Annotated in this window: 20 protein-coding genes; 12 read left to right on the forward strand and 8 right to left on the reverse strand. The window is 60.8% G+C overall.

What is annotated here, in order from left to right; all coding sequences use genetic code 11:
• Window positions 1-133 precede the first annotated feature (133 nt).
• Entirely contained in the window at window positions 134-1,036 is a 903-nt protein-coding gene (gene hslO, locus BM403_RS30120; RefSeq protein ID WP_012721691.1) for an Hsp33 family molecular chaperone HslO, read from the reverse strand.
• 125 nt (window positions 1,037-1,161) lie between these two features.
• Here hslO and BM403_RS30125 point away from each other — a divergent pair, with 125 nt between their 5' ends.
• A complete protein-coding gene (locus tag BM403_RS30125) occupies window positions 1,162-1,965 on the forward strand; it encodes a phosphatase PAP2 family protein (RefSeq protein WP_012721690.1) in 804 nt (267 codons plus the stop codon).
• Between the two features lie 114 nt (window positions 1,966-2,079).
• Here BM403_RS30125 and BM403_RS30130 read toward each other — a convergent pair whose 3' ends face one another.
• Window positions 2,080-2,487, reverse strand: a complete 408-nt coding sequence (locus BM403_RS30130; RefSeq protein ID WP_012721689.1) for an RNA-binding S4 domain-containing protein — start codon at window positions 2,485-2,487, stop codon at window positions 2,080-2,082.
• A gap of 116 nt (window positions 2,488-2,603) precedes the next feature.
• On the opposite strand from BM403_RS30130, the gene BM403_RS30135 reads away from it, so the two are divergent.
• The 3 genes from BM403_RS30135 to rimK are packed head-to-tail and all read left to right on the forward strand — an operon-like array spanning window position 2,604 to window position 4,781.
• Complete coding sequence (locus tag BM403_RS30135; RefSeq protein ID WP_012721688.1) at window positions 2,604-3,383, forward strand: S6 modification regulatory phosphodiesterase RimA; 780 nt, start codon at window positions 2,604-2,606, stop codon at window positions 3,381-3,383.
• A gap of 46 nt (window positions 3,384-3,429) precedes the next feature.
• Window positions 3,430-3,879 carry a retropepsin-like aspartic endopeptidase RimB gene (locus tag BM403_RS30140; RefSeq protein ID WP_173390392.1) on the forward strand — a complete coding sequence of 150 codons (450 nt, stop codon included), beginning with the start codon at window positions 3,430-3,432 and terminating at the stop codon, window positions 3,877-3,879.
• Window positions 3,876-4,781: a 30S ribosomal protein S6--L-glutamate ligase gene (gene rimK / locus BM403_RS30145; RefSeq protein ID WP_046034594.1), complete on the forward strand. Its 906-nt coding sequence runs from the start codon at window positions 3,876-3,878 to the stop codon at window positions 4,779-4,781. Before BM403_RS30140 ends, rimK begins: the two co-directional genes overlap by 4 nt.
• A gap of 70 nt (window positions 4,782-4,851) precedes the next feature.
• Here the strand turns inward: rimK and BM403_RS30150 are convergent, their stop codons facing one another.
• Both BM403_RS30150 and ompR read right to left on the reverse strand, forming a co-directional pair.
• The gene (locus tag BM403_RS30150; protein WP_012721685.1) at window positions 4,852-6,165 is read right to left on the reverse strand and encodes an ATP-binding protein; all 1,314 of its coding nucleotides are present in this window, start codon (window positions 6,163-6,165) and stop codon (window positions 4,852-4,854) included.
• Window positions 6,166-6,281: 116 nt separating this feature from the next.
• Complete coding sequence (gene ompR / locus BM403_RS30155) at window positions 6,282-7,022, reverse strand: osmolarity response regulator transcription factor OmpR (protein WP_012721684.1); 741 nt, start codon at window positions 7,020-7,022, stop codon at window positions 6,282-6,284.
• 357 nt (window positions 7,023-7,379) lie between these two features.
• Here ompR and BM403_RS30160 point away from each other — a divergent pair, with 357 nt between their 5' ends.
• The 7 genes from BM403_RS30160 (at window position 7,380) to tauD (ending at window position 15,609) form a co-directional block, all read left to right on the forward strand.
• Window positions 7,380-9,704: a Tex family protein gene (locus tag BM403_RS30160; protein WP_093546777.1), complete on the forward strand. Its 2,325-nt coding sequence runs from the start codon at window positions 7,380-7,382 to the stop codon at window positions 9,702-9,704.
• The gene (locus tag BM403_RS30165) at window positions 9,704-10,087 is read left to right on the forward strand and encodes a PaaI family thioesterase (RefSeq protein ID WP_012721682.1); all 384 of its coding nucleotides are present in this window, start codon (window positions 9,704-9,706) and stop codon (window positions 10,085-10,087) included. Before BM403_RS30160 ends, BM403_RS30165 begins: the two co-directional genes overlap by 1 nt.
• 214 nt (window positions 10,088-10,301) lie before the next feature.
• The gene (gshA, locus tag BM403_RS30170) at window positions 10,302-11,885 is read left to right on the forward strand and encodes a glutamate--cysteine ligase (protein ID WP_093546780.1); all 1,584 of its coding nucleotides are present in this window, start codon (window positions 10,302-10,304) and stop codon (window positions 11,883-11,885) included.
• Between the two features lie 268 nt (window positions 11,886-12,153).
• Window positions 12,154-13,131: a taurine ABC transporter substrate-binding protein gene (gene tauA, locus BM403_RS30175; protein ID WP_093546783.1), complete on the forward strand. Its 978-nt coding sequence runs from the start codon at window positions 12,154-12,156 to the stop codon at window positions 13,129-13,131.
• A 17-nt stretch (window positions 13,132-13,148) separates the two neighbouring features.
• The gene (gene tauB, locus BM403_RS30180; RefSeq protein WP_064054146.1) at window positions 13,149-13,928 is read left to right on the forward strand and encodes a taurine ABC transporter ATP-binding subunit; all 780 of its coding nucleotides are present in this window, start codon (window positions 13,149-13,151) and stop codon (window positions 13,926-13,928) included.
• On the forward strand, window positions 13,925-14,761 hold the full coding sequence (gene tauC / locus BM403_RS30185; protein ID WP_012721678.1) for a taurine ABC transporter permease TauC: 837 nt from the start codon (window positions 13,925-13,927) through the stop codon (window positions 14,759-14,761). The genes tauB and tauC overlap by 4 nt, the downstream gene beginning before the upstream one ends.
• A gap of 11 nt (window positions 14,762-14,772) precedes the next feature.
• Complete coding sequence (gene tauD, locus BM403_RS30190; RefSeq protein ID WP_012721677.1) at window positions 14,773-15,609, forward strand: taurine dioxygenase; 837 nt, start codon at window positions 14,773-14,775, stop codon at window positions 15,607-15,609.
• Between the two features lie 115 nt (window positions 15,610-15,724).
• Here the strand turns inward: tauD and mgrA are convergent, their stop codons facing one another.
• The 4 genes from mgrA to epsC all read right to left on the reverse strand — a co-directional run bounded on the left by mgrA (window position 15,725) and on the right by epsC (window position 21,689).
• Window positions 15,725-16,762 carry an L-glyceraldehyde 3-phosphate reductase gene (gene mgrA / locus BM403_RS30195; protein WP_012721676.1) on the reverse strand — a complete coding sequence of 346 codons (1,038 nt, stop codon included), beginning with the start codon at window positions 16,760-16,762 and terminating at the stop codon, window positions 15,725-15,727.
• A gap of 108 nt (window positions 16,763-16,870) precedes the next feature.
• On the reverse strand, window positions 16,871-18,199 hold the full coding sequence (locus BM403_RS30200; protein ID WP_080943353.1) for an OprD family outer membrane porin: 1,329 nt from the start codon (window positions 18,197-18,199) through the stop codon (window positions 16,871-16,873).
• 205 nt (window positions 18,200-18,404) lie between these two features.
• A complete protein-coding gene (betT, locus tag BM403_RS30205) occupies window positions 18,405-20,366 on the reverse strand; it encodes a choline transporter BetT (RefSeq protein WP_163825780.1) in 1,962 nt (653 codons plus the stop codon).
• A gap of 396 nt (window positions 20,367-20,762) precedes the next feature.
• On the reverse strand, window positions 20,763-21,689 hold the full coding sequence (epsC, locus tag BM403_RS30210; protein ID WP_043204635.1) for a serine O-acetyltransferase EpsC: 927 nt from the start codon (window positions 21,687-21,689) through the stop codon (window positions 20,763-20,765).
• 166 nt (window positions 21,690-21,855) lie between these two features.
• Here epsC and BM403_RS30215 point away from each other — a divergent pair, with 166 nt between their 5' ends.
• Window positions 21,856-22,851, forward strand: coding sequence for a D-cysteine desulfhydrase (locus BM403_RS30215; RefSeq protein WP_093546784.1), 996 nt, complete (start codon window positions 21,856-21,858; stop codon window positions 22,849-22,851).
• Window positions 22,852-23,059 lie beyond the last annotated feature (208 nt).

Raw genomic sequence — 23,059 nt, forward strand, 5'->3', positions numbered from 1 at the left:
TAGAAAGTTGCGCACTACTACCGCGAAAAAAGTGGGCCGGATTATGCCAGAAAAGCCCAAAAAGAGTAGGGCCCTCCCGTCAGAACAGCGCTAATCCGGCATTTGTCAGGTGATTTACCTGTGCTTAAACGTTTTAGTGGCGGGTATCGGAAGGGCTGTCGATGCCTGCGCCCGCGAATAATTGGGCAACATCGGCGGCATCGAACAGGTAACGCTCGTTGCAGAACTGGCAGTCAATCTCGATATTTCCACCGTGCTCAACCACCAGATTTTGCGCATCTTCAAGGCCCAGGCTGACCAACGCATTGGCCGAACGCTCGCGCGAGCAACTGCAGTTGAAGCGCAGGGACTGCTCTTCGAACAGGCGCACGGCCTCTTCGTGGTACAGGCGGTGCAGGATGGTTTCGTTGTCCAGGCCCAACAGCTCTTCAGCCGTCAGGGTGCCGGCCAGGGCGGTCAGCTTGCGCCAGCTGTCGGTGCGCTCATCGTCGTCCTTGATGCGGTCAGCCGGCAATTGCTGCAACAACAGGCCACGGGCCCGCTTGCCATCGGCATTGAGCCAGAACTTGGTGCCGACTTGCTGGGACATCACGAAATAGTTGGTGAAGCAGTCCGACAGGGTTTCGCCGTCCAGATCGACAATGCCCTGGTAGCGCTGGCCTTCGGTCGGGTCCACGGTGATCGCCAGCACGCCGTTGGCCATCAAGTCGGACAAGGTCGCATCCGGGGCAATCTGGTCCGCTTCGTAACGGGCCAGGCCGCGGATCTCCCGCTCGCTGGAACATTCGATCATCAGCATCGGAACCGGGCCTTCGGAGCGTGCCTGCAGAATCAACAGACCGTCGAATTTCATGGTGCCTACCAGCAGCGAAGCGGCCGCCATCAGCTCGCCGAGCAGTTGCGCGACCGGCTCCGGATAGGGGTGCTTGGCGAGGACTTCGGCATAGCTGCGCTCCAGCGAGACCAGTTCGCCGCGGGCGTCGTTCTCGTCGAAGATGAAGCGTTGGGTGAAGTCGGTATCCGGTAGATCAGTCATAGGTCTGGGTATCTGAATTGATGACAAAATGATTACAAGGTTTATAAAATTAAACGCTTTAGCACCATCTTGGTGCGGCTTTCTCCTGGAAACAGAGAGCTTCATAGAGCGAAGAGGGACAGTTTATGAACAATCCGGGTTTGTTCCAAGCCAAGTGGAACCTCCGGCGATGGGCTCTTTGCAATCTACTCGCTATCGGACTGCTGTGTTTTTGGCTGTGGCCCACGGGGCAGATGCTGTGTGTGATTTTCGACGAGTGGCTGTTTCATCTGCTGAATGACCCGCTAGCAACCCACTCCACGTGGCTGCACATATGGGCTGTGGCGAGTTTGCGGCCGTTTGATGCGGTGGTTGGGGTGATTCTGCTGGCACTGCTGATTCGCGGTGACTGGGTGTTCAAGGCCGTGCAGGTGCGCCAGGCAGTGTTAGGTTTTGTCGGTGTTCTGCTGCTGTTGTTGTTTATCCGCATGCTGTTTTCCAAACTCGCCGCGCAAATGGGCTGGCAACACAGCAGCCCGTCGATGGTGATCAGCGGGGCGGTGCAGATGAGTGACTATTTCCCTGGGCTGGAGAAGACCTGGGAATTGAAGGACCGTTCGAGCCAGAGCTTCCCGGGGGATCATGCTTCGGTGCTGTTGATCTGGGCGATGTTCATGACGGTATTCGCCAGGCGCTTCGGGCAACTTCTGGTGATCTGGGGGCTGGCACTGCTATTCATGATGCCTCGGCTGGTAGCAGGGGCGCATTGGGGGCAGGACGATTACATCGGCGGGGTGTTGCTGGCGCTGTTGGCGTTAGGCTGGGGGTATTACACGCCGTTTGCGGCAAAGGTATCGAGTGGGTTGTCGCGGGTATCGGCGCCGCTGTTTGGGCTGGCTGCTCGTCTACCAGTAGTGAGGCGAATGAGCGTCGTTAGAACTGCGCAATAATTTGTGGTGAGCGAGCTTGCTCGCGCTGGGCTGCGGAGCGGCCCCAAAAAAGGGAGCGCTGCGCACTCCAGCGCAGGGCAAGCCCGCTCACTACAAAAGCCCGTTCGATTGAGGCTAGTCATCATTGCCACTGCCGCGAAACTTGAAGAGATCGCGACGTTGTTTCTTGCTCGGCTTGCCATCGGTGGTCATGCCTGTGGCGCCCGCCTTGCGCATGGCCGCCGCGTTTTCGCGCTTGGCGATACTGGCTTCGGTCTCGGTGTAGAGCGCCTGCGCTTCGGGCGCACCACGGCGCACGATGGAAAGCGCCTGGACGACGACCGTCTTTTCATCAAATCCAGTACGAATCTGGAACTCATCTCCGACGCGCGGCTCCTTGCCCGGCTTGCAGCGCTCACCCCGATGATGCACCTTGCCACTCTCGATAGCGGCCTTCGCCAAGGCACGGGTTTTATAGAACCGCGCTGCCCACAGCCACTTGTCCAGACGGACCTTTTCTTCCTCTTCCTGCTTTTGAGCCACTTGAATTCCTCGCTCTGAAAAATGTCGCAACCTTACCGTTGAAACCCTTCGACGCATAAACCCCAAGGCTCACCTAAGATACGCCAGGTAGCACCCTGTTTTCGCGAGGATACGCTGTGACCGACTTCCCCCTTTCACTCACCTCGCCCAACCAGCGCTGCGTGGGTTGCCAGCAAAGCGAGCCCTTGGGGTTCGATTTTGCGTTCGCCTACCAGCCTATCGTAGACCTTCGGGACCATTCGATCTTCGCCCACGAAGCCTTGGTGCGCGGCACCCACGGCGAAGGGGCGCTGTCGGTGCTGGACCAGGTCAACGAAAGCAACCGCTACCGCTTCGACCAACGTTGCCGAACCCAGGCGATAGCCGGGGCGGCGGCCCTGGGGATGCAAACCCACCTTTCGATCAACTTCATGCCCAATGCCGTGTACCGTCCGGAATTGTGTATCCGTAGCACCCTGGAAGCGGCTCGCGCACACAATTTTCCACTGAACCAACTGATTTTCGAGACACTGGAAAGCGAGCATGTAGATAACTATCGCCATTTGACCAATATTCTGCGTGAATACCGCGAATTCGGCTTCAAGACCGCCATCGACGATTTCGGCGCGGGCTATTCGGGGCTGAACCTGCTGGCCGATTTCCAACCTGACCTGATCAAACTCGACATGGCGCTTATCCGCGATGTTGACCAGGATCGTGTCCGTCAGGTCATCGTCCAGGGGATTGTCACAATCTGTGAGCAGTTGGGGGTTACTGTCATCGCCGAAGGCATCGAAAGTGCCGGCGAGCGCGACTTCCTGTCCGACTGCGGAATTTTTCTGATGCAGGGTTATTGGTTCGCCAAGCCTGCATTCAACGCCCTGGCCGAGGTTTCACCCCAGGCCTGGGCGAATTGACCGGTTACCCATATTGAAGACATTTGACCATTTGACCGTTGTGGGTCTGCGTGAGTGGGTGGCACTTCCCGACCTGGGAGTGGCAGGCCTGCGTGCGAAGATCGACACCGGTGCCAGCACCTCCAGCCTGCACGCCACCGATATCGAGCCGTTTGAGCGCGACGGTGAAAACTGGGTGCGCTTTACCGCACACCTGGGCAGCGTGGTGCAACTGCGTCACCGTCGCTGCGAAGCGCCCCTGGTGACGATGAAAACCATCAAGAGCTCCAACGGTCATGCGCAGGTGCGCTATGTCATCAGCACTACGCTGGCGCTGGGTGATCGGGTCTGGCGGGTGGAGTTCACCCTGGCCTGCCGCAAAGCCATGCGCTACCGCCTGTTGCTGGGCTCCAAGGCCTTGATTGACGGCCAGTTGGTGGTCAATCCCGGCATCAAGTACGTTCAAGACAAGCCGGTGTTCCCGGTCTCCACTATTTCTGCCCCAGGTGCTGCATGAAGATTGCTGTGCTGTCGCGAAACCCGCGTCTGTATTCCACCCGCCGCCTGGTTGAGGCCGGCATCGAACGTGGCCACGAAATGGTGGTGATCGACACGTTGCGTGCCTACATGAACATTGCCAGCCACAAGCCGCAGATCCACTACCGGGGCAAGCCGCTGGAAGGGTTTGATGCCGTCATCCCCCGGATCGGTGCATCGGTGACGTTTTATGGCTGCGCGGTGTTGCGCCAGTTTGAAATGATGGGGGTGTTTCCCCTCAATGAATCCGTAGCCATTGCCCGATCACGGGACAAGTTGCGTTCGCTGCAGTTGCTGTCGCGCCGGGGAATCGGCCTGCCGGTGACCGGCTTTGCCCACTCTCCCGACGACATCCCCGACCTGATCGACATGGTCAATGGCGCGCCACTGGTGATCAAGGTGCTGGAAGGCACCCAGGGCATCGGTGTGGTGCTGTGTGAAACCGCGACAGCGGCGGAGTCCGTGATCGAGGCATTCATGGGCCTCAAGCAGAACATCATGGTGCAGGAATACATCAAGGAAGCCGGCGGGGCCGATATCCGCTGCTTCGTGGTGGGCGACAAGGTGATTGCGGCAATGAAGCGCCAGGCCAAGCCGGGGGAGTTCCGCTCCAACCTGCACCGTGGCGGCAGCGCCAGCCTGATCAAGATAACCCCCGAAGAGCGCATGACCGCACTGCGAGCGGCCAAGGTGATGGGGTTGAGCGTGGCGGGTGTGGATATCCTGCGCTCCAACCACGGCCCCCTGGTGATGGAGGTGAATTCATCGCCGGGGCTGGAAGGGATCGAGACCACCACTGGGAAAAATGTGGCAGGGATCATCATTGAGCATCTGGAGAAGAATGGCGGGCCGAATATGACTCGGACCAAGGGCAAGGGCTGATCAAACCCTGCTTTTGAAACGCCACAAACCAATGTGGGAGCCTGCTCCCATATTGGCTGTGCGTTGTTGCTTAGACTGCGTCTCTAGGCAGCATCAAACCAAGCGGCAAGCGCACACGCGCTTCCAGGCCACCTTCTTCGCGGTTGCGTAACTCAACATTGCCGCCATGCATCGAGGCAATCCGCCGCACAATCGCCAACCCCAGGCCAGTCCCTTTGCCCCCACGAGCACGGTCGCCACGGGTGAACGGGTTGAAAATGCCCTCCAATTCGTCCGGGTCGATACCTGCCCCCCGGTCCATCACGCTCAACACCACATAGGGCGCGGCACTGTCGCCAGACACATAGGCCGCCACTTCCACATCGGAGCCTGCGTGGTGCAAGGCGTTGCCAATCAAGTTGTTCAACAGGCGCTTCATCGATACCCGACGCAACGCAAACGGTTGGATCGGCTCCAGGCGCATGCGCACCTGCTCACCGTTCTGGTTGTAGGGCGCGACGACCTCACGCACCAAGTCCGTCAGGTCGACCTCTTCTACCACCTCATCACGGCCATCGCGGATAAACGCCAGGAACTGGTCGAGAATAGCGTCCATGTCCTCAATGTCGCGGACCATGTCGTCGGTAAGGTCGGTATGGTTGCCCATCAACTCCAGCGACAAGCGCAGTCGCGTCAACGGTGTGCGCAAGTCATGGGAAACCCCCGCCAGCATCAGCTCGCGTTCGCGACCCGCCTGCTCGACGTCCTCCGCCATCTGGTTGAACGCGCCGTACACCTCGGTCATCTCGCTGGGGGTATCGCTGACCGGCAGGCGCACACTGCGCCCCTGCCCCAGCTGACGGGCGGCAAACACCAGGCGTTTAAGCGGCTGGTTGAGCTGGCGGACGAAAATCCACGCGGACGCCGTTGAAAGCAATCCGATGGCGAGGAACCATCCCAATACATTCCAGATTTTTTGTCCGCGCAACGGGTGCGGGTAAAGCGGCACCTTGATCCAGGCATCGCCAAGGCTCGGCGCTCTTACCCACAGTGCGGGAGAAACATGCATGCGAAGGCGTACTTCAGTGTCCTCTCCCAGTTCGTCGCGCATCTGGCGCTGGTAGATCTCGCTGTACGGCCAGTGCTGCTCGCCTTCGGGCACACCGGCCCCTTCGACCCGAATCAGCGTCGACGCCTTTGCCACCTTTTCGCGGTTCTCAGGATCTACGGCCCAGTAGGCACGCAAGGTCAAGGCAACACCGTGGGCGTACTGCCGGTCCACCAGCACGTCTTCGTTCATCAACAGATAAACCAGCGTGAGTGCCTTGGAAAACAGAACGACGATCAGCACCAGCCAAAGGGTGCGAGAGAAGAAACTTTGCGGGAACCACAGCGGGGTTTTCATAGAAGACAGCTAGATACCTTGCAGGAACGAGCGGCGCTCGCAGAATTGCAGACGCCGGGCATCCCGTCGACTCTGGTGGAGTCAAACACCGAGAGGCCCGCCCCGCAAATCATCGGTCAACTGGTTTTATTGCCATCCGGCACAAACACATAACCCACGCCCCACACCGTCTGGATGTACCGTGGCTTGGACGGGTCCGGCTCGATCATCCTGCGTAGACGGGAGATCTGCACGTCGATAGAGCGCTCCAGGGCGTCCCATTCCCGGCCACGGGCCAGGTTCATCAGCTTATCGCGCGTCAGGGGCTGGCGAGCGTTCATCACCAGGGCCTTGAGCACGGCGAATTCGCCGGTGGTCAGCATATGCACTTCATCGCCACGCTTGAGCTCACGCGTGGCCAGCGACAGTTCGTAGTCGCCAAAGGTCACGCTTTCGTCTTCGCTGCCCGGTGCGCCCGGCACAGGCAGGGCTTGGCGACGCAGTACGGCTTTGACCCGGGCCATCAGCTCATCAGGGTTGAACGGCTTGGCCAGGTAATCATCGGCGCCCAGTTCGAGGCCCTTGATGCGGCTCAGCTCATCACCCTTGGCGGTGAGCATGATGATTGGAATCTGGTTGTTCGCACCGCGCAGGCGTTTGCAGGCGGTCAGGCCGTCTTCGCCGGGCAGCATGAGGTCGAGTACGACCAGGTTGAATACCTCACGCCCCAGCAGACGGTCCATCTGCTCGGTGTTCGGCACCGCGCGGGCGCGGTAGCCCTTGGAGTTGAAGAAACGCTCCAGCAGGCTGCTCAGCCCTGGATCGTCGTCAACGATGAGAATTTTTTCGCCTTCAGCAGTTTGTGCAGTGCTGCTCATTGGATGCTCCTCTTATCTCGGCGCGCATTATGGCCTAGCTGCCGTTATACGCACCGTGTGCATTGTTAGCAGATTTTTCCTCTACTGCCAGCGAACCCGCGCCCTACAACCGTTGGCGCAATCCCCCCCAAGGGCAGAACGCTGGTTATAATGCGGCGCCGTCGTGCAGGGCAACGTCAGATCGTTACCGTTTGATGCCGAGGCTTTTTTCACCCGCTTGTCGTGATTTTTTCGATTTCGAGGGTCAATAGGCTGCCTCTTGACCCAGGCAGCGGCGCCAGTCGGGCCGCTCAACCAGCCTCCCAAGGCCTTGTTCTCCGGGCCTGCGAGCTGCTTTTAAGAATTTCAGGTGGTTTTATGGACAGCATCAACAGCCGCATCGCCGAGGAACTCGGTGTACGCCCACAACAGGTCGAAGCGGCCGTCGCTCTACTGGATGAAGGTTCCACGGTGCCTTTCATCGCCCGTTACCGTAAAGAAGTGACCGGCAGCCTCGACGACATCCAATTGCGGCACCTGGAAGAGCGCCTGCGCTACCTGCGAGAACTCGACGAACGGCGTATCAGCATTCTCGCCAGCATCGAGGAACAGGGCAAGTTGACCCCGCAGCTTGAGCGCGACATCAAGCTCGCCGACACCAAGACCCGTCTCGAAGACCTCTACCTGCCGTACAAACAGAAGCGTCGCACCAAGGGCCAGATCGCCCTGGAAGCCGGCCTGGGCGAGCTGGCTGACGGCCTGTTCAACGACCCGTCGCTGACCCCGGACACCGAAGCGGCCCGTTTCATCGACGCCGAAAAAGGCGTCGCCGACGTCAAGGCCGCCCTGGAAGGCGCCAAGTACATCCTCATGGAGCGCTTCGCCGAAGACGCCAGCCTGCTGGAGAAACTGCGTACTTACCTCAAGCAGGAAGCCATTCTCAGCGCCCGCGTCATCGCCGGCAAAGAGGAAGAAGGTGCCAAGTTCCGCGATTACTTCGAACACGACGAACCGCTCAAGAGCATGCCGTCCCACCGTGCACTCGCCATTTTCCGTGGCCGCAACGAAGGCATTCTCAGTTCCGCGCTGAAGGTCGGCGACGAGCTGCCGGGCACCATGCACCCGTGCGAAGGCATGATCGGTCAACAATTCGGCATCCAGAATCAGAACCGTCCTGCGGACAAGTGGCTCGGTGAAGTGGTGCGCTGGACCTGGAAGGTCAAGCTCTACACCCACCTGGAAACCGACCTGCTCGGCGAGCTGCGCGACGGTGCCGAAACCGAGGCGATCAACGTCTTCGCCCACAACCTGCATGACCTGCTGCTGTCGGCCCCAGCCGGCCCGCGCGCCACCCTGGGCCTCGACCCAGGCCTGCGTACCGGCTGCAAGGTCGCCGTCGTCGACGCCACCGGCAAGCTGCTGGACCACGCCACTGTGTATCCGCATGTGCCGCACAATAAATGGGACCAGACCCTGGCGATACTTGCCGCCCTGTGCGCCAAGCACGCGGTGGACCTGATCGCCATCGGCAACGGCACCGCCAGCCGTGAAACCGACAAGCTGGCCGCCGAACTGATCAAAAAATACCCAGCCATGAAGATGACCAAGGTCATGGTCTCCGAAGCCGGTGCTTCGGTGTACTCGGCGTCGGAACTGGCGTCCAAGGAGTTCCCGGACCTCGACGTGTCGATCCGTGGCGCGGTGTCCATCGCCCGTCGCCTGCAGGATCCCCTGGCCGAACTGGTGAAGATCGACCCTAAATCCATCGGCGTCGGCCAGTACCAGCACGACGTGTCGCAGCTGAAACTGGCGCGCGGCCTGGATGCGGTCGTGGAAGACTGCGTAAACGCCGTGGGCGTGGACGTGAACACGGCCTCCGTGGCACTGCTGGCGCGTATTTCCGGCCTTAACGCCACGCTGGCGCAGAACATCGTCACTCACCGTGACGAAAACGGCGCCTTCAAAACCCGTGCGGCACTGAAAAAAGTCGCACGCCTGGGTGAAAAAACCTTCGAACAATCCGCCGGCTTCCTCCGCGTAATGAACGGTGACAACCCGCTGGACGCTTCGGCGGTTCACCCGGAAGCCTACCCGCTGGTGCAACGCATCGCCGCCGAGACCGACCGTGACATCCGTTCGCTGATCGGTGACGCCGCGTTCCTCAAGCGCCTGGACCCAAAGAAGTACACCGACGAAACCTTCGGCGTACCGACCATCACCGACATCCTGCAAGAGCTGGAAAAACCTGGCCGCGACCCACGTCCCGAGTTCAAGACTGCCGAGTTCCAGGACGGCGTCGAAGACCTCAAGGACCTGCAGCTGGGCATGATCCTGGAGGGTGTGGTCACCAACGTGACCAACTTCGGCGCCTTTGTGGACATCGGCGTGCATCAGGACGGTTTGGTGCACATCTCCGCGCTTTCGGAGAAATTCATCAAGGATCCACGCGAAGCGGTAAAAGCCGGTGATGTGGTCAAGGTCAAGGTCATGGAAGTCGACATCCCACGCAAACGCGTCGGCCTGTCGATGCGCATGAGTGACACCCCCGGCGAAAAAATTGACGGTGCCCGTGGCGCACGCCCAGGCTCGGCGCCGCGCCAGTCGCAAAACAATTCACCGCGCAAGGAAGCCGCCACGGCAGCCCCAAGCAACAACGCCATGGCCTCGCTGTTCGCCAACGCCAAACAGTTGAAGAAACGCTGATGGAGATCCCGGCCGGGTTGACCCAGAGCGCATTCAGCGAGCTGATCGGCTGCCGCCTGCAGCGCCTTGAAGAAGGCGTTGCCGAGGTGGCCCTGACCCTGGAGCCGCACTTGCGCAACCGCGCGGGCAAGCTCCATGGTGGGGCGATTTTCAGCCTGGTGGACATTACGATGGGGCTGGCCTGTTCCAGCTCACATGGTTTCGACCAGCAGAGCGCGACCATCGAGTGCAAGATCAATTACATCCGCGCCGTGGAAGACGGCGACGTGCTGTGCACCAGCCGGGTGATTCATGCCGGCCGCCGCACGCTGGTGGTCGAAGCGGATGTGTACCAGGACGAAAGACTTGTCGCAAAAGCGCAGGGCACCTTCGCTGTCCTATAGCTCCTCACCCTCGATTTGAGTTAATTTCGGCGCTGCGACAACAGCGTCGGAATTTTCTAGCCGCGCTGTAGCCAAATTCATGGAGTGAAGTAGGCATTTTCACAGCGGGTCAAATCGACTCTAAACCAGGCGATAACGCCAGTTTTAACTTCACCCTTGTAGACCGTCCTGCCCACCCCCATATTGGGGCGACTGACGCGTGAAGGAATCCAACTTGAGCGAACTTCTCAACCGCCGCCTGGCTTTGCTCGGCAAGCGCGAACACCTCTCCCTGCTAGAGCAGTGCTTGCACGGCATCGAGCGCGAATGCCTGCGCGTCACGGGTGAGGGCCGCCTGGCACAAACGCCGCACCCCGAAGCCCTGGGCGCCGCGTTGACCAACGAACTGATCACCACCGACTACTCGGAATCGCTGCTGGAGTTCATCACTCCCGCGCTGCCCAACCCGGCCGATACCCTGAGCAGCCTGGACAAGATCCACCGCTTTGCCTACACCAAGCTCGGCAGCGAATACCTGTGGAGCCCCTCGATGCCGTGCCCGTTGCCGGCCGAGGAAGATATTCCGATTGCCTACTACGGCACCTCCAATATCGGCCAGCTCAAGTACGTGTATCGCAAGGGCCTGGCCCTGCGTTACGGCAAGACCATGCAATGCATCGCCGGCATCCACTACAACTTTTCCCTGCCGGAAGCGTTGTGGCCGTTGCTCAAGGAGACTGAAGGGTTCGTCGGCACCGACCGCGACTACCAGTCAACCGCCTACATCGCGCTGATCCGTAATTTCCGTCGCTACAGCTGGCTGCTGATGTACCTGTTCGGTGCCTCGCCAGCCCTGGACGCCGGTTTCCTGCGCGGTCGTTCGCACCAGTTGGAAGTCTTGGACGCCGACACCCTGTACCTGCCGTACGCCACCAGCCTGCGCATGAGCGACCTGGGTTACCAGAGCAACGCCCAGGCCGGCCTTACGCCGTGCTACAACGACCTGGCCAGCTATACCGACAGCCTGCGCGAAGCGGTGGCAACGCCCTATGCGCCGTACGTCGAGGTCGGCACCCACAAGGATGGTGAGTGGGTGCAGCTCAACACCAACATCCTGCAGATCGAAAACGAGTACTACTCCAACATCCGTCCCAAGCGCGTGACCTACACCGGCGAGCGGCCGATCCAGGCGCTGGTGGCGCGTGGCATCCAGTACATCGAAGTGCGCTGCCTGGACATCAACCCGTTCCTGCCAATGGGCATTGACTTGCCGGAATCGCGTTTCCTCGACGCCTTCCTGCTGTACTGCGCGCTGAACGACAGCCCGCTGTTCGCCGACAACGAGTGCGGCAACGCCACCTCCAACTTCCTCAGCGTGGTCAAGGAAGGTCGCCGTCCGGGCCTGCAACTGCAGCGCCAGGGCCAGGCGGTGGACATGAAGGAATGGGCCGCCGAGCTGTTGGAACAGATCGCACCGCTGGCCGCCCTGCTGGATCAGAGCCACGGCATTACCGAGCACAGCCAGGCGCTGGACGCTCAGTTGGCCAAGGTCAAGGACCCGTCCCTGACGCCATCGGCCCAGGTGCTGGCGGCGATGGCCGAGCGTAAGGAAAGTTTTGCGCAGTTTTCCTTGCACCAGAGCCAGCTGCACGCCGAGCACTTCCGCAAGGAGCCACTGCCGGCCGAAGAGCAGGCGCGCTTTGAACAGCTGGCACGCACGTCGCTGGCACAGCAGGCGGAGCTGGAGCAGAACGAAGTGGGCGATTTCGATGTGTTTGTCGGCTCCTACCAAGCCAGCATCCTCGCCATCAGCAACTAAAAAATGTTGGGGTAATTTACTGTAGTGAGCGGGCTTGCCCCGCGCTGGGTGGCGAAGCCGCCCCAATAAGGCAACCGCATTGCTTCAGTTAACACGCGGCGCCAGATTTTAGGGCGGCTTCGCCACCCAGCGCGGGCAAGCCCGCTCACTACAGAGCAACATGTTTCTCCTCATAAGCTAATTCGAAAACGTTATTTATTTTCGGATTCTTAGATCATTTAGTCTCCTCACACGCCGACCCTCGGCCGCCTGATTGAGGAGCTTCCCCTTGAAACTGCTAACCCCTCTGCGCCTCTTGGCCGCATTGTCCCTGGCCGGTACCAGCCTGTTTGCCCAGGCGGCGGATGTGACCATCGCTTACCAGACCACCGTGGACCCAGCCAAAGTCGCCCAGGCCGACGGTGCCTATGAAAAAGCCACCCACGCCAAGATCGACTGGCGCAAATTCGACAATGGCGCCGACATCATCGCCGCCATCGCTTCCGGCGACGTACAGATCGGCTACCTCGGTTCCAGCCCGCTGACGGCTGCGATTACCCGCAAAGTGCCGGTGGAAACCTTCCTCGTTGCCACCCAGATCGGCGGCGCCGAAGCCCTGGTGGCGCGCAACGGTTCGGGGATCAACAGCCCGCAGGACCTGATCGGCAAGAAAGTCGCCGTGCCCTTCGTGTCCACCGGGCACTACAGCCTGCTCGCCGCGCTGAAGCACTGGAACATCGACCCGTCCAAAGTGACCATCCTCAACCTCGCGCCACCGGCAATCATCGCGGCCTGGAAGCGTGGTGATATCGACGCGACCTACGTGTGGGACCCCGCCCTGGGCGTCGCCAAAGAGAACGGCAACGTGCTGATCACCTCCGGCGAACTGGCCAAGTTCGGCGCGCCGACCTTCGATGCGTGGATCGTGCGCAAGGACTTCGCCGAGAAGCACCCGGAAATCGTCACCGCGTTCGCCAAAGTTACCTTGGACGCCTACGCCGCTTACCGCAAAGACCCACAAGCCTGGCTCGCCGACAAAGGCAACGTCGACAAACTGGTCAAGCTCTCCGGCGCCAAGGCCAGTGACATCCCCTTGCTGCTGCAAGGCAACGTCTATCCGCTGGCCGCTGACCAAGTGACCCTGCTGGGCGAACCGACCACCAAAGCCGTCACCGATACCGCTGCGTTCCTGAAGGAGCAAGGCAAGGTCGACGCGGTGCTGCCGGACTACGCCCCCTACGTCAGTGCCAAATTCATCACTCACTGATTGAGGAGTTCATTGCGATGGCCTTGCTACAGCTGGAGCGCATCAGCGCACAGTACCCAGGCGCCACAGAACCGGTACTGTCAGACATTTCACTCGACCTGGGGCCCCAGCAATTGCTGGTGGCCCTCGGCCCGTCCGGCAGTGGCAAGACTTCGCTGTTGAACCTGATTGCCGGCTTTGTCAAACCGTCTGCCGGGCGCATCACCCTCGATGGTGTGCCGGTCAACGGCCCCAGCGCCGAGCGCGGCGTGGTGTTCCAGGACGACGCCCTGCTGCCCTGGCAGGACGTACTGGCCAATGTCGGCTTCGGCCTGGAGCTGGCCGGTGTGCCCAAGGCGCAACGCGAAGTCCGCGCCCGGGAAATGCTCGCGCTGGTTGACCTCGCCGGTTTCGACAGCCGCCGTATCTGGCAGCTTTCCGGCGGCCAGAAGCAACGTGTCGGCCTGGCCCGCGCGTTGGCTGCCGACCCGCGCGTACTGCTGATGGACGAACCCTTCGGCGCCCTCGATGCCTTCACCCGCGAGCAGATGCAGGAGTTGTTGCTGCAAGTCTGGCGGCGCACGGCCAAGCCGGTGTTCCTGATCACCCACGACATCGAAGAGGCGGTATTTCTCGCCACCGACCTGATCCTGCTGGCACCCAACCCCGGCCAGATCGTCGAACGCCTGAGCCTGGACTTCGGCCAGCGCTACGCCGCCGGTGAATCGGCGCGGGCGATCAAGTCCGACCCGCGCTTTATCGAAACCCGCGAACACGTGCTGGGCAAAGTGTTCTCCCAACGGCAGGTGTCCGCATGAGCAGCTACGAACTCCCCGCCACCACCACCCAGCCAGTGGCGCACGCGGTTATCCCGGTGCGTCGCAGCTTGAGTACGCGCTGGATCAGCCTGCTGACCCTGTTCACCTTGTTGGCCCTCTGGTGGGCCGTGACCGCCACCGGTTTGATCGAACCCTTATTCCTGCCACCGCCGTCCGCCGTGCTGCAAAAAGGCTGGCTGTTGGCGACCAGCGGCTACATGGATTCCACCTTGTGGCAGCACTTGGGCGCGAGCCTCAGCCGTATCGGCCTGGGCCTGGGTTTTGCCGTACTGACCGCCGTGCCCGTGGGCATTGCCATCGGTTCCAATCGTATCGCCCGGGGTGTGCTCGACCCACTGATCGAGTTCTACCGGCCGATCCCACCCCTGGCCTATCTGCCGTTGATCGTGATCTGGTGCGGCATCGGCGAGCTGTCCAAGGTGCTGCTGATTTACTTGGCGATCTTTGCGCCCATTGCCATCGCCACGGCCACCGGCGTGCGCACGGTCGACCCGGCCAAGCTGCGCGCCGCGCAGTCGCTGGGCGCCAGCCGTGCGCAGTTGATTCGTCATGTGATCCTGCCGAGCGCCCTGCCCGATATCCTCACCGGCGTACGCATCGGGCTGGGTGTGGGTTGGTCGACATTGGTCGCCGCAGAATTGATCGCCGCCACCAGCGGCCTGGGCTTCATGGTGCAGTCAGCGGCGCAGTTCTTGGTCACCGACGTGGTGGTGCTGGGGATCCTGGTCATCGCCTTGATCGCCTTCGCCATGGAAATGGGCTTGCGTGCACTGCAACGCAAACTGGTGCCTTGGCATGGCCAGGCACATTGAGTGAGAACCGCATGAGCAGCCTGACCGTTACCCCCTTAAGTACCGCACTGGGCGCCCAGATCAGTGGCGTCGACATCACCCAGCCGCTGGACCTCGAGCAGCGCCACGCCATTGAACAGGCGTTGCTCACGCACTCGGTGCTGTTCTTCCGAGGCCAAGCCATCAACCCGCAGCAGCAAGCGCGGTTTGCGGCGAATTTCGGCGACCTGCATATCCACCCGATTTACCCCAACGTACCGGAACAGCCCGAAGTGCTGATCCTCGACACCGCCGTCACCGACGTGCGCGACAACGCCGTGTGGCACACCGACGTGACCTTCCTGCCCACCCCGGCGCTCGGTGCGGTGCTCAGCGCCAAGCTGCTGCCGGCGTTTGGTGGCGACACGTTGTGGGCCAGCGGGATCGCGGCGTATGAGGCATTGTCCGAACCGTTCAAACGGTTGCTCGACGGGCTGACCGCGACGCATGACTTCACCAAATCCTTCCCGCTGGAGCGCTTTGGCAACACCGCCGAAGACCTGGTGCGCTGGGAAGAAACCCGCAAGAAGAATCCACCGCTGTCACACCCGGTGGTGCGTACGCATCCCGTCAGTGGCCGCAAATCACTGTTTGTCAGCGACGGCTTCACCACCAAAATCAACGAACTGGAACCGGCCGAAAGTGAAGCGATTCTGAAACTTCTGTTCGCCCACGCGACACGCCCGGAGTTCACCATTCGCTGGCGTTGGCAGGAAAACGATGTGGCGTTCTGGGATAACCGCGTGACGCAGCATTACGCGGTGGATGACTACCGGCCGCAACGGCGGGTGATGCATCGGGCCACGATTTTGGGGGACATCCCCTTCTAAAGCCTGGCATAAATCAAATGTGGGAGGGGGCTTGCCCCCGATGGCAGTTTGTCAGTCAACCAATCACTGACTGATCTACCGCTATCGGGAGCAAGCCCCCTCCCCCATTGACCGGTTATTCAGCAGTGGAGGGTTTTTCCCACAGGTTGATCCCGCCTTCCTGCGCGAACCGATCAATCTCCGCCAGTTCTTCGGCGCTGAAGCTCAAATTTTTCAACGCCCCGACGTTTTCAATAATCTGCTCAGGCCGGCTCGCACCAATCAACGCACTGGTCACCCGTGGATCACGCAACGTCCAGGCCAATGCCAGTTGCGCCAGGCTCTGGCCACGCCGCTGGGCAATTTCATTCAGCGCCCGCACGTGGGCGATGTTGGCTTCGGACAGGTGCTTGGCCTGCAACGAACCACCACCCGGACGATTCACTCGCGCATCGGCCGGCACGCCGTTGAGGTATTTGTCGGTCAGCAGCCCTTGGGCCAGCGGCGTGAAGGCAATCACCCCGGCACCGAGTTCTTCGGTGGTGTCCAGCAGGTCTTTTTCCACCCAGCGGTTGAGCAGGTTGTAAGCCGGTTGGTGGATCAGCAGCGGCACTTTCCACTCATTGAGCAGGGCGGCGATTTCGCGGGTTTTTACCCCCGAATAGGACGAGATACCGATGTACAACGCCTTGCCTTGCTGCACGGCGGTGGCGAGGGCGCTGGCGGTTTCTTCCAGCGGGGTGTCGGCGTCAAAACGGTGGGAGTAAAAAATATCCACGTAGTCGACGCCCAGGCGCTGCAGGCTCTGGTCCAAGCTCGCCAGCACGTATTTGCGCGAACCGCCGCCCTGGCCGTAAGGACCGGGCCACATGTCCCAACCGGCCTTGCTGGAGATGATCAGTTCATCGCGGTAGTGCTTGAAGTCTTCACGCAGCAAACGGCCGAAGTTGATCTCGGCGCTGCCATAGGGCGGGCCGTAGTTGTTGGCCAGGTCGAAGTGGTTGATCCCCAGGTCGAACGCGGTGCGCAGCAGGGCGCGCTGGGTGTCGATCGGGGTGCTGTCGCCAAAGTTGTGCCACAGGCCCAGGGACAGTGCCGGCAGCACCAATCCACTGCGGCCTACACGGCGATACGGGATAGATTCATAGCGGTTTTCGGCAGCAATGTAAGTCATCGAATCCTCTCTTGGACGTAGGCAAATAAGGCCTGGGAATAACGATATTCCCAGGCCTTTTAACCAGCTGAATCGCTTAAGTCTGCCTGTCCGTTTTACAGCAATTTCCTACCAGAGTGGAACGACATAGCTGACATAGAGGCGGTTTTCATCCTGCACGGTGGCGCCGGTGATATCCGGGCTGGCGTGGGCGTTTTTCCAGGTCACACCGAGGCCTTTGAGGGTGCCGGTGGGTACTTGATAAGCCACGGCAACGTCACGCTCCCATTCGCTGGTAGTGCCCTGCGCCGTGCGGATGTCATCGCCGTGGGCGTAGCCGGCGGAGAACGTCAGGCCGGTGAGGCCGAGTGTGCCGAAGTCATATTTGTACTGCGCCAGCCAGGTGCGCTCACCGGCATGCTGGAATTTATTCAACTGCAGGTTGGTCAGCGCCGGGGTGTCGGCACCTGAACCGGGGCCCTGGCGGTTGTCGCCGCTGTTCAGGCCGGAATCCAAGTACGGGAAGTCGCTGTCGCCGCTATTCTTCTGGATCCCCAGGCCGACGGTGTGACCGTCCAGGCTGTAGCTCTCGAGCAAGCTGGCGGTGGTCTGGTTGATGCGGCCTTTGCCGGTGCCGTCACCATAGAGGCCAGCCGCCGCAAAGTCTTTGTCGCCATCGGCGTTGCCACCCACGCCCAGGCTGCGGAACACGCGCACGTCGGTGTCGATGGCGCCCACGGACAAGGCGTCATGGCGCTTGGCGCCGAGGAAGAACTGCTGGTAGTAATCCTCAAGGTTGGAGTACCACAGGCTGACCGTGGTGTTCTGTAGGCCGGTGTAGTCCGCACCGCCGAACAGGAAGCGATCACTCTCTTGGGTCCCCCCGGCAGTGATCATGCCCTGGTCGCCGGTTTCGTTGCGGATCTTGGTCTTGAAGATATCGCCGCCGGTGAAGGTGAAATCGCTGAGGTCCTTGGACACCAGTTGCACACCCGTGTTGGTCTGCTGGTACAGGCGCCCGTCGGTGTTGGCCAGTACTGGGTTGTTGCCGTAGAGCGTACCGACGCGCAGTTCATCCTTGGCAAAACGCATCTTGAACGTCGGGCTCAGCACGCCGAACTGGTCGGCGGACTTGCCGTTGTCCAGCGGGAACATGCTGCCGGGGTAACGGCCCTGGTGATCCTTGTCGTTGAGGTCGCCACCCGAGTCCAGTTTCAGCCCGTAGAACGCCTGCAGATCCAGGCCAAACCCCACCGGCCCGTCGGTGTAGCCGGACTTGAAGTTGAACTCGAAGCCCTGGCCCCAATCGCGAATGCTGTGGGCCTTGGCGTTGCTGTTCACCACATCACGCCCCTGCTGGTTGAGATAGCGATTGAGCAGGGTCACATCAGCGTGGCTGTCATCGATAAAATCGGCATGGGCGGACAGCATAAAGCTTGCCATGGCGGCACCCACCATGGGGCTTAATAACGTCTTCATCGGCACCGGTCTCCGTCACTGTTTTGAAATGAAAGCGTCAAACGCTTCACACAATTACGCAGTGGCCAGATGACAGTTGCGCGTCAAACCGAGGGTTTGACGGATGAAATTAAATTTAAGAAAGCCCTCTAGGACGGGGCTTTGCGGGGTTTTAAGGAGCGGGCAAGCCCGCTCCCACAGGCGACTAACGTACCAAGTGCAGGAACTGCAGATGCCGTTCGTACTGGTCGAGGATGTCGTTGATGATCTGCTCCTTGGTGTAGCCCACCAAGTCGTAGTCCTGGCTGCCCTCGCTCAAGTGCACTTCCGCCCGGTAGTAGCGACGGTTGTTGAGCTCTTTGGAGCCCATGCCACCACGGGCGAAGGACGGTGTGAAGTAACCGCGCATCTGCACCTGGTAGACGAAGGGATGCTCCTCGCCATGGCCGATTTCCAGGCTCACGCTGTCGTTGGCCGGGTCGGGCTGAGTCACCACATTCAGGCCCTTCTCGACAAACACCGCCGTCACTTCTTCGATGGCCGGACGCACCGTTGCCTCAAGGAAGCGGTACACCTCGTCACGCGACGGGAAGTGCACAGCCTGGCTCAGGCGCTGACGCCAGCCGCCACGCCCCTTGCGCGCCGCCGAGATCGGCGCCAGCGAATGCAGCTGGGCGATCTGCTTCTGCGATTCCAGATGGAAGGCTTTGTGCAGTCCCCACATCATCAGCAGCAGGATCATCGAGAACGGCAACGAGGTCAGCACCACCGCTGACTTGAGCGAATCGATACTGCCGGCGAACAACAAGGCACTGGTGACCAGCGCGGTCATCGCCCCCCAGAACACCCGCAGCCACTTCGGCCCGTCTTCATCGGCGTTGCCGCCCTTGGACGACAGCGTCGACAGCACGACGGTGCCCGAGTCTGCCGAGGTGACGAAGAACACGAAGCTGATAAACACCGTGACCGCGATGACGGTCTTGCTCCACGGGTAGGTTTCCAGCAGCAGGTAGAGGCTCATCGACGGGTCATCGATGGCCGACTGGCCGAGTGCGGCCATGCCGTGGTTGAGCACTTGGTCGATGGCGCTGTTGCCGAAAATCGACATCCACGCCAGGGTAAAGCCCAGCGGGATCAGCAGTACGCCGAAGACGAATTCACGGATGGTACGACCACGGGAAATACGCGCGATAAACAGGCCCACGAACGGCGACCATGCGATCCACCAGGCCCAGTAGAACACGGTCCAACCGCCCAGCCAGTCGCTTGGTTTATCGTAGGCGTACACGTCGAAGCTCTTGGTCGGCAAGGCACCCAAGTAGTCACCGATGTTCTGGATCAAGGTGTTGAGCAAGTGCTGGGTGGGCCCGGCGAACAACACGAACAGCAGCAGCGCACAGGCCAGCAGCATGTTGATGTCGGACATCACCCGCACGCCTTTATCGACGCCGGCCACGGCGACCAGGATCGCGGCGCCCATCATCAGGGTGATCAAGCCAACCTGGATCCACTGGGTGTGGGCGATGCCAAACAGGTAATCGAGCCCGGAGTTGAGGTGCAGCACACCAAAGCCCATATCGGCGCCGAGGCCGAACACCGTGGCGATGATGCCGAAGCCATCCACCGCATAACCGATAGGGCCGTTGATGCGCTTGCCGATCAGTGGGTACAGCGCCGATCGCAATGCCAGCGGCAGGTTATGCCGGTAAGCGAAGTACGCCAAAGCCATGCCGACAAAGGCGAACACGCCCCAGCCATGCAAGCCCCAATGCAGAAACAGCACCTGCATGGCCTGACGCGCGGCGTCGGCGTTGAGCGGCGCGCCCTGTGGCGGTTGCACCAGGTGCGTCAGCGGCTCGGACACGCAGAAAAAGAACAGCGTGATGCTGATTCCCGCGGCGAACAGCATGCCGGCCCAGGACAGGTAACTGAATTCGGGCTCGTCGTGGTCGGCACCGAGTTTTATCTTGCCGTAGCCCGATAGCGCGGTGACCACCACGAAGACCAGATACAGGGTCATCGCCAACATGTAGTACCAGCCGACCGTATTGGCCGCCCAGTTTTGCGCCGCCAGCAACCAGGCACCGGCCTGTTGCGGGATAGCGATGACCGTGATGCCGAACAGCAGGATGAAGGTCGCGGCAAAGTAGAAGACGGGCGCATTCATGCGCACCATGCCGCTGGCTGGGGTGGACGATGCACTCATGAACGATGCACCCCTGGTGTGTGAGATGTGGCTGTCAATAACGGACTCAGCAAAGGTAAGCCTCCTGTTGTGAGCGGGCAGCGAACCACCGGGTTTAACTTGAACGAGCATTCAAGTTAAACATGGATAGGCGGTCTGGGACTAATCGCAAGGCTGAGTGGTAGGTGATTCCTACACTAGCTCAAGGACTGGTATGACGGGCGAGAAGGGGAAATCGTTCAGCGGTCTGGAGGTGAAATGCACACAAAATGTGGGAGGGGGCTTGCCCCCGATGGCGGTGGTTCAGCCAATTCATTATTGACTGACACTCCGCTATCGGGAGCAAGCCCCCTCCCACAGGGTATTTGTGCAGGTGCTTTACTTCTGCGCGCCGTCCTCATGCTGCAAATTCGCCTGGGTAATATTCGCTCCCGCCGGCACGCTGCGCGTCAGCCACACATTACCGCCGATGGTCGAGCCCTTGCCGATGGTGATGCGCCCCAGGATCGTCGCGCCGGCGTAGATCACCACGTCATCCTCAACGATCGGATGGCGCGGGTGCCCTTTCTGCAACTGCCCATCTTCATCCGCCGGGAAGCGCTTGGCGCCCAGCGTCACCGCTTGGTAGATGCGCACTCGCTCGCCGATGATCGCGGTTTCGCCAATCACCACGCCCGTCCCGTGGTCGATGAAGAAGCTCGGGCCAATCTGGGCGCCGGGGTGGATATCGATACCGGTGGCCGAGTGGGCAATCTCCGAACTGATGCGCGCCAACAGCGGCAAACCGGCGCGATACAGGTGGTGCGCCAAGCGATGGTGAATCACTGCCAGGATCCCCGGATAGCACAGCAGCACTTCATCCACACTGCGCGCGGCCGGGTCGCCGTGATAGGCGGCCAACACGTCGGTGTCCAACAGGCTGCGCAGGGACGGCAAGGCCAGGGCGAAATCCTGGATCAGGCGGATGGCAAGGGCGTCGACCGCGCTGTCATCCTGGCCGCCTTGGCGCGCGGCGTAACGCAGTTCCAGGCGCGCCTGGGCCAGCAATGCGTTGAGGGCGACATCGAGGGTATGGCCGACGTAAAAGTCTTCACTTTCTTCACGCAGGTCCACCGGCCCCAGGCGCATCGGGAACAACGCACCGCACAAGGCTTCAAGGATCTGCGCCACGGCTTCGCGCGATGGCAGCTCACGGCCGCCATGCTCACCACTCAAGCGACCGTTGCGCGTTCGCCACTGGTCCCGGGCGCCGCGCAGTTGGCTGACGATGGTCTGTAATTGCCAATGACTGGAACGCTCACTCACGGTATTCACTCCTGACGAAATGGCCCTCACTTTACGGTATGCACCCTGGCCGCCCTTAAGAACCAATGGTGCGATGCTAAGAACCATCCGACATAAGCGATTGTCGGTTGCCCGATGAAAAGTGCCTGCCTATAGTCGCCCCACCACTCAGCAACCGTGCGTAACCATGATCAAACAACAGCTCGACCGTTTTAATCGCCTGGACCTGCTGGGCGGCGCCACTGCCCTGGAAAAACTCCAGCGGCTGTCGACTTGGCTGGGCCGGGACATCTACGTCAAACGCGACGACACCACGCCGCTGGCCATGGGCGGTAACAAGCTGCGCAAACTCGAATACCTCGCCGCCGATGCCATCGCCCAGGGCGCCGACACCCTGGTGACCGCCGGCGCCATCCAGTCCAACCATGTGCGCCAGACGGCTGCGCTGGCCGCCAAGCTTGGCCTGGGCTGTGTCGCCCTGCTGGAAAACCCCACCGGCACCGAAGACCCTAGCTACCTGGGCAACGGCAACCGCCTGCTGCTGGACCTGTTCGACGCCAAGGTGGAATTGGTGGAGAACCTCGACAACGTCGACGACCAGCTCAACGCCCTCGCCGACCGTCTGCGCAGCAACGGCAAGAAGCCGTACCTGGTGCCCATCGGCGGCTCCAATGCCCTCGGCGCCCTGGGTTATGTGCGCGCCGGCCTGGAGCTGGCCGGACAGATCCAAGACAGCGGCATCGACTTTGCCGCCGTGGTGCTGGCGTCCGGCAGTGCCGGGACTCACAGTGGCCTGGCCCTGGCCTTGAGCGAAGTGCTGCCGAACCTGCCGGTGATGGGCGTCACCGTGTCGCGTACCGACGAAGCCCAGCGCCCGAAAGTGCAGGGCCTGGCCGAACGCACCGCCGAGTTGCTGGGCGTGGCGATCCCCGACGCCTTCAAGGTGATCCTGTGGGACGAATATTTCGGCCCGCGTTATGGCGAACCGAACGCCGGCACCCTTTCGGCGGTCAAGCTATTGGCAAGCCAGGAAGGCCTGCTGCTGGACCCGGTCTACACTGGCAAGGCCATGGCCGGCTTGCTGGACGGTATCGGGCGTCAGCGGTTCGAGGATGGCCCGATTATTTTCCTGCACACCGGTGGGGCCCCGGCATTGTTTGCCTATGACTCGGTTTTCAACTGAATAAACGCAGGCTAAATGTGGGAGGGGGCTTGCCCCCGATAGGGCAGTGTCAGTTTATGCATGTATCACTGACCCACCGCTATCGGGGGCAAGCCCCCTCCCACATTAGACTCAACATATATTCAAAAATAGAATATGAATTTAGATTTATATTATTTTCAAGTCTTAAAAACCGGCTTTATCATCGCGCCGTAGGCGAAGACGCGCT

This window comes from Pseudomonas sp. OV546 (assembly GCF_900116845.1).
Classification (GTDB): domain Bacteria; phylum Pseudomonadota; class Gammaproteobacteria; order Pseudomonadales; family Pseudomonadaceae; genus Aquipseudomonas; species Aquipseudomonas petroselini.

Excerpts from the sequence above, each read along its gene's own strand:
- hslO (WP_012721691.1), bottom strand. The coding sequence starts at position 1,036 with ATGACTGATCTACCGGATACCGACTTCACCCAACGCTTCATCTTCGAC.
- BM403_RS30125 (WP_012721690.1), top strand. The coding sequence starts at position 1,162 with ATGAACAATCCGGGTTTGTTCCAAGCCAAGTGGAACCTCCGGCGATGG.
- rimK (WP_046034594.1), top strand. The coding sequence starts at position 3,876 with ATGAAGATTGCTGTGCTGTCGCGAAACCCGCGTCTGTATTCCACCCGC.
- BM403_RS30150 (WP_012721685.1), bottom strand. The coding sequence starts at position 6,165 with ATGAAAACCCCGCTGTGGTTCCCGCAAAGTTTCTTCTCTCGCACCCTT.
- ompR (WP_012721684.1), bottom strand. The coding sequence starts at position 7,022 with ATGAGCAGCACTGCACAAACTGCTGAAGGCGAAAAAATTCTCATCGTT.
- BM403_RS30160 (WP_093546777.1), top strand. The coding sequence starts at position 7,380 with ATGGACAGCATCAACAGCCGCATCGCCGAGGAACTCGGTGTACGCCCA.
- BM403_RS30165 (WP_012721682.1), top strand. The coding sequence starts at position 9,704 with ATGGAGATCCCGGCCGGGTTGACCCAGAGCGCATTCAGCGAGCTGATC.
- tauB (WP_064054146.1), top strand. The coding sequence starts at position 13,149 with ATGGCCTTGCTACAGCTGGAGCGCATCAGCGCACAGTACCCAGGCGCC.
- tauC (WP_012721678.1), top strand. The coding sequence starts at position 13,925 with ATGAGCAGCTACGAACTCCCCGCCACCACCACCCAGCCAGTGGCGCAC.
- tauD (WP_012721677.1), top strand. The coding sequence starts at position 14,773 with ATGAGCAGCCTGACCGTTACCCCCTTAAGTACCGCACTGGGCGCCCAG.
- mgrA (WP_012721676.1), bottom strand. The coding sequence starts at position 16,762 with ATGACTTACATTGCTGCCGAAAACCGCTATGAATCTATCCCGTATCGC.
- BM403_RS30200 (WP_080943353.1), bottom strand. The coding sequence starts at position 18,199 with ATGGTGGGTGCCGCCATGGCAAGCTTTATGCTGTCCGCCCATGCCGAT.
- betT (WP_163825780.1), bottom strand. The coding sequence starts at position 20,366 with ATGAATGCGCCCGTCTTCTACTTTGCCGCGACCTTCATCCTGCTGTTC.
- BM403_RS30215 (WP_093546784.1), top strand. The coding sequence starts at position 21,856 with ATGATCAAACAACAGCTCGACCGTTTTAATCGCCTGGACCTGCTGGGC.